General features: G+C 63.8%; 8 protein-coding genes. 2 read left to right on the top strand and 6 right to left on the bottom strand.

The features are described from left to right. The 5 genes from VGD20_RS17050 to VGD20_RS17030 all read right to left on the bottom strand — a co-directional run. A partial coding sequence (locus tag VGD20_RS17050) for a PRC-barrel domain-containing protein (protein WP_331135573.1) occupies positions 1–319 on the bottom strand: 319 nt, incomplete at its 3' end. A gap of 360 nt (positions 320–679) precedes the next feature. Further along, positions 680–859 carry a hypothetical protein gene (locus VGD20_RS17045; protein WP_331135572.1) on the bottom strand — a complete coding sequence of 60 codons (180 nt, stop codon included), beginning with the start codon at positions 857–859 and terminating at the stop codon, positions 680–682. 138 nt (positions 860–997) lie between these two features. After that, positions 998–1,168: a DUF1328 family protein gene (locus tag VGD20_RS17040; protein WP_084758191.1), complete on the bottom strand. Its 171-nt coding sequence runs from the start codon at positions 1,166–1,168 to the stop codon at positions 998–1,000. A gap of 259 nt (positions 1,169–1,427) precedes the next feature. Then, the gene (locus VGD20_RS17035) at positions 1,428–1,691 is read right to left on the bottom strand and encodes a DksA/TraR family C4-type zinc finger protein (protein ID WP_166939459.1); all 264 of its coding nucleotides are present in this window, start codon (positions 1,689–1,691) and stop codon (positions 1,428–1,430) included. Between the two features lie 127 nt (positions 1,692–1,818). After that, a complete protein-coding gene (locus VGD20_RS17030; RefSeq protein WP_331135571.1) occupies positions 1,819–2,274 on the bottom strand; it encodes a PA2169 family four-helix-bundle protein in 456 nt (151 codons plus the stop codon). A 322-nt stretch (positions 2,275–2,596) separates the two neighbouring features. On the opposite strand from VGD20_RS17030, the gene VGD20_RS17025 reads away from it, so the two are divergent. Together VGD20_RS17025 and VGD20_RS17020 are read left to right on the top strand one after the other, a co-directional pair. Continuing rightward, a complete protein-coding gene (locus VGD20_RS17025) occupies positions 2,597–2,956 on the top strand; it encodes a hypothetical protein (protein WP_331135570.1) in 360 nt (119 codons plus the stop codon). Continuing rightward, positions 2,953–3,411, top strand: coding sequence for a hypothetical protein (locus VGD20_RS17020; RefSeq protein ID WP_331135569.1), 459 nt, complete (start codon positions 2,953–2,955; stop codon positions 3,409–3,411). Before VGD20_RS17025 ends, VGD20_RS17020 begins: the two co-directional genes overlap by 4 nt. A 107-nt stretch (positions 3,412–3,518) precedes the next feature. On the opposite strand, the gene VGD20_RS17015 is transcribed toward VGD20_RS17020, so the two are convergent. Further along, a complete protein-coding gene (locus tag VGD20_RS17015; protein ID WP_331135568.1) occupies positions 3,519–3,725 on the bottom strand; it encodes a cold-shock protein in 207 nt (68 codons plus the stop codon). Between the last annotated feature and the right edge of the window lie 122 nt (positions 3,726–3,847).

Genomic DNA, 3,847 nt, shown 5'->3' with positions numbered 1-3,847 from the left:
CCACGGTGCGCAGGCCGAGAATCGGAAGTTCGACATAGCGGTCGGGATTGCTTCCTTCCACTTCGACCAGAAGCCGATCCACCTTGCCGTCCGCGGCGCGAAGCACCTGCGCGACGTCGCCAACCTCCTTGCCGTCCGCACCGACGATATCGGCGTTGAGAAGCTCGGCCTCGCTCAGGCCGAAGGCTGCGGGGACCGGCCCCGCGACGCTCGCGCTCGTTTCGGCGGATTTCTCCAGCCTCTCCTCGGCGGCCTCGTTCGCATCGGAGCAGGCGGCCAGCAAGGTGGCGGACAGGGCGGCAAGCATCATCGTTCGCATCGGGTCATCCTTTCGGAAAGGGTTCGGCTTCAACGCGTGCGATCCATCCGTGGTTGCGAGCGAACGACGGGTCTTGCGATGCAATGGGGGGCGGACGAACCACGATGCCCGACGTTCCGCTGCGGCGCCGGCCCCGGCACCGCCCCGGGGGCAAAAAGAGGGAAGGGCCTGGCCGCTCGGGTCAATCCATGCTCATCCCGATCGAAATTCGCCGCGCTGCGGCCACGAGGCGCGGCGCGAGAGCGAACGGCGCCGACCATGCAGGTCGCCTACGACGCACCGGCCAGCGACCTGAACATCGCCGGCGTGTTGCGCGGCTTGCCAAGATAGGCGGCGTGAACGCGGTCGGAACTGTCTCCGTCATAAGATCATGGCTCTGGCAATCAAATAGGATCCGCAGCCTGCGAGCAGCGTCGCGGCGGTCATCGCAAACACGCCATTCACCCATTTGCGGGCGCGGACATATGCCAATCCCGACGCGAAGGCGTAATATCCGGCCAGGCCGAGAAGCGGCACCAAAAGCAGATTGATAAGGTCCATTCCGCGGTGATTCCGCTCCGGATAGGGTAAGGCCGCTGCTGCTGGATGCCCGGAATCAACGGCTTGCCGGCGGGCTCGCATGAGACCGCCGGCATCGTCAGGGACCGCGGCCGAGAGAGGCGAAGCGATCCCGGATATTCACGGGAGCTTGCGTCCCCCGCGGCCGAAAACAAAGCCGACGATGACGAGCACGACCGCAACGACCAGCAGGATCTTGGCGAAATCTGCCGAGAGCCCGGCAATGCCGCCGAAACCGAGGAGTGCCGCGACCAGTGCAACGACCGCGAAAATGATGGCCCATCTGAACATGTAAGTCTCCTGTCGAGACGCACGCAGCTGCTGCCCGCGCGTCAGGGTGCACGAGCTTCGCGGCGCCGCCAAATCATCCTGTCCGGATATGGGGTCAACGCCAGCCGCGAGCCAAGGTTCCGGCGTCTCGTCGAGCAGGCAGCCTTCGGCGGAATCGAACGGAAGGTCGCACGGGACACGTGTCCGTCGGCGTTCGAAGATTGCCCGCGGCCGACTCCGCTGCGAGACGGCCGCGCAGGGAGTTGCGGCTCTCGGGCGATTAGCGCAGTTGACTGTCCTTGCTGCCGCGGCGGTTGATGCCCGCCGGTCGGACCGATGCATCGCGTGACGTCTGGCAGGCTACGCATGTTCGCGTTCCGGGTAACGCCTCGCGGCGCGCTGCCGGTATTTCCGCTCCGCAATCGTCGCAAAAATCGGTCCCCTTGCCAGCGGGAAGCCGCGCCCGCGCATTCTTTACCGCGTCGGACACCGTATCGTCGATCTGATCCTGCACGGCGCCGTCGCGCGCCCAACCATTGGCCATGGCCTGTCTCCGTCGATGAAACGCGCGCTCGCTGCGGAAGCTCCCGGCCGTCTTGCGGGCGGGCGTTAAAACGGCGGCTCCGACTTTCGCCGGGCCGCCGCTTCATGTCGATGTTCGACGGCGGAGACTAGCTCGCGTTGAGCCCGTGCTTCAGCGCCGACATCTGGTCATGGCCTTCGCGCACCGAGGTGAAGGCGGTCTGAATCAGCTGGCGCACTGCGGGGTCGAGATCGTCGTCCTTCAGCGCGCTTTCGAACTTCGCCTTGATGTGATCCTCGCCGCGCTCGACCTCAGCGACGACCGCCGAATCGTCGCGCTCGCCGGTCAGCTTGTCGCGCAGTCCGAGGAAAGCGCGGTGCGCCGACGCGAGCACGGTACCGTCGTCCTCGGGGTTACCGCCAAGTTCGCGGACCTTCGCCTGGAAATTCGCGACGATGGTCTGACGCTCGTTGGCGCGGCTCAGAAACTGGTCCCGGAACTGCGCGGCATTCGCTTCTTCGGCCGCCTTGCGATAGCCATCGACGCTGTCGAGCGTTGTCGCGATCAGCGAATTGAGCGTTGCGACATTCTTGTTATCGAACATTGTGATATCCTTCTGGGAGGGGACGCCATCGAAGTTTCGAGGGCCGTACGATCCCCAACCACTATCGCGCGCGAGGGTTGCGAAGGGCGGGCGGAAACTAACCTGCATCATGACGATAGGGCGGCTGACGATGTCTCGGAGTCTCGAACCGAACTGCCGCAACTTAAGCTGCGGTGCCGCGTACTGCTGGCAACCCGTCTCCTGACGCCCTATCGTCTCAAGGATGTCAGGAGACGCGGCCAATCATTCTGAAGGGATTGCGGTTCCGCCTCTGTGGCTTGATGAACAGCGCCGACGGGTCCGATGCCGAGCCGGATTATCGATGATCGACCTGCCGGATAAATCCCAACTTCTCGCACAGACGACGCAGGGCTCGTTGCCGCTCGATCTCGGTCTGCGCGATATCTTCTGCCGATGGCGCCGCGGGCCGATCGACGAATATTATCGCACTCCGCTCGGCGTTGCCTCGATCCATATCCGGGCCGGGTTCCACCGGCGCGGGAATGCCGCGCGATCGTGCCGCCTCATGCGCTATGACCAGCGCGCGGCATCGCGGTTTAATCTGCAATACGACGTCCGGCGGCAGAATGCCGCTTTCGGCTTTTTGAAAGGAGAGTTGGTCTTCGGCCGCCTGATAGGCTCCTTCGCCGGAATCGGGGCTCCGTTGCTCGGGCCCTGGTGACGCGGCGCCTTGGCCGGGTATCGGGCTATCGGAGCAGCCTGCGACAGAAAAAAACCATAAGGCGAACAGACAAGGCACGAGAGGCTTTGGGAACCAGCCTAGGCCAGGCATTGCGCGCGAACGTCATTGGCGAGCCGACCCCTGTCCGCGCTCGCTTGCTCGAACTTGAGCCGGCGAGCGGCCATGGCGTGCCAGGCGGCAGCGGAACGCAGGTCACGCGCGCGTACGTGCGCAAGGTCGGCGCGCGCCGCATCGGCCTCGCATCGGTGGGCATGGTCGAGATAAAGGTTACTGGTAGCGGGCATGGCGTTTCCCTTGGTCAGCCGAGCAGCTTGGCGATGAAAGACCATATTTTTTGGCGGCGGCGTCTCGTGAGGCCCGGCATGCCGGTGAAGCGGATCGGCCTCCCGGCGAGCGAGAGACCGCCGAGGCTCGGGAAGATATCGTTGTTCTGAAACATGTCGGTTCCGATGTTCGGGAAATGCGTCGCGGGCGGAGATGCGCCGCGAAGCGTGGACGTGCCGACGCACAGCCGCGAAGCTGCTCGCCGGCACGGCCCGGCTCAGGCGGTTTCGAGATTGACCGCGGAAATCTTGCCGTCGCGGCCTTTTTCCAGCTGGTAGGAAAGACGCTGATTTTTTTCGAGTGTCGCCATTCCAGCCTGTTCGAGGGCGGTCGCGTGGACGAAACTGTCGCCCGAGCCGTCTTCATTCGAAATGAAGCCATAGCCCTTGTCGCTGTTGAAGAATTTTACGTTGCCGATCGGCATGGATGTTTCCTTTCACGAAAACAGGAACCTGCCCGCGAAAGTGCCGGACAGAGCTGGAAGCGTGAGAAGGGAAAAATCGCCCCGAAAGGGTATCAAAATTCCGTCGCAGGCGACGTTAGCGG

Source organism: Sphingopyxis sp., assembly GCF_036402335.1.
Classification (GTDB): domain Bacteria; phylum Pseudomonadota; class Alphaproteobacteria; order Sphingomonadales; family Sphingomonadaceae; genus Sphingopyxis.
This window is presented reverse-complemented; position numbering and strand designations above follow the sequence as displayed.

Coding starts and splice junctions, on each gene's coding strand:
- VGD20_RS17045 (WP_331135572.1), bottom strand. CDS start 859: ATGGACCTTATCAATCTGCTTTTGGTGCCGCTTCTCGGCCTGGCCGGA.
- VGD20_RS17025 (WP_331135570.1), top strand. CDS start 2,597: ATGATCGACCTGCCGGATAAATCCCAACTTCTCGCACAGACGACGCAG.
- VGD20_RS17030 (WP_331135571.1), bottom strand. CDS start 2,274: ATGTTCGATAACAAGAATGTCGCAACGCTCAATTCGCTGATCGCGACA.
- VGD20_RS17015 (WP_331135568.1), bottom strand. CDS start 3,725: ATGCCGATCGGCAACGTAAAATTCTTCAACAGCGACAAGGGCTATGGC.
- VGD20_RS17040 (WP_084758191.1), bottom strand. CDS start 1,168: ATGTTCAGATGGGCCATCATTTTCGCGGTCGTTGCACTGGTCGCGGCA.
- VGD20_RS17035 (WP_166939459.1), bottom strand. CDS start 1,691: ATGGCCAATGGTTGGGCGCGCGACGGCGCCGTGCAGGATCAGATCGAC.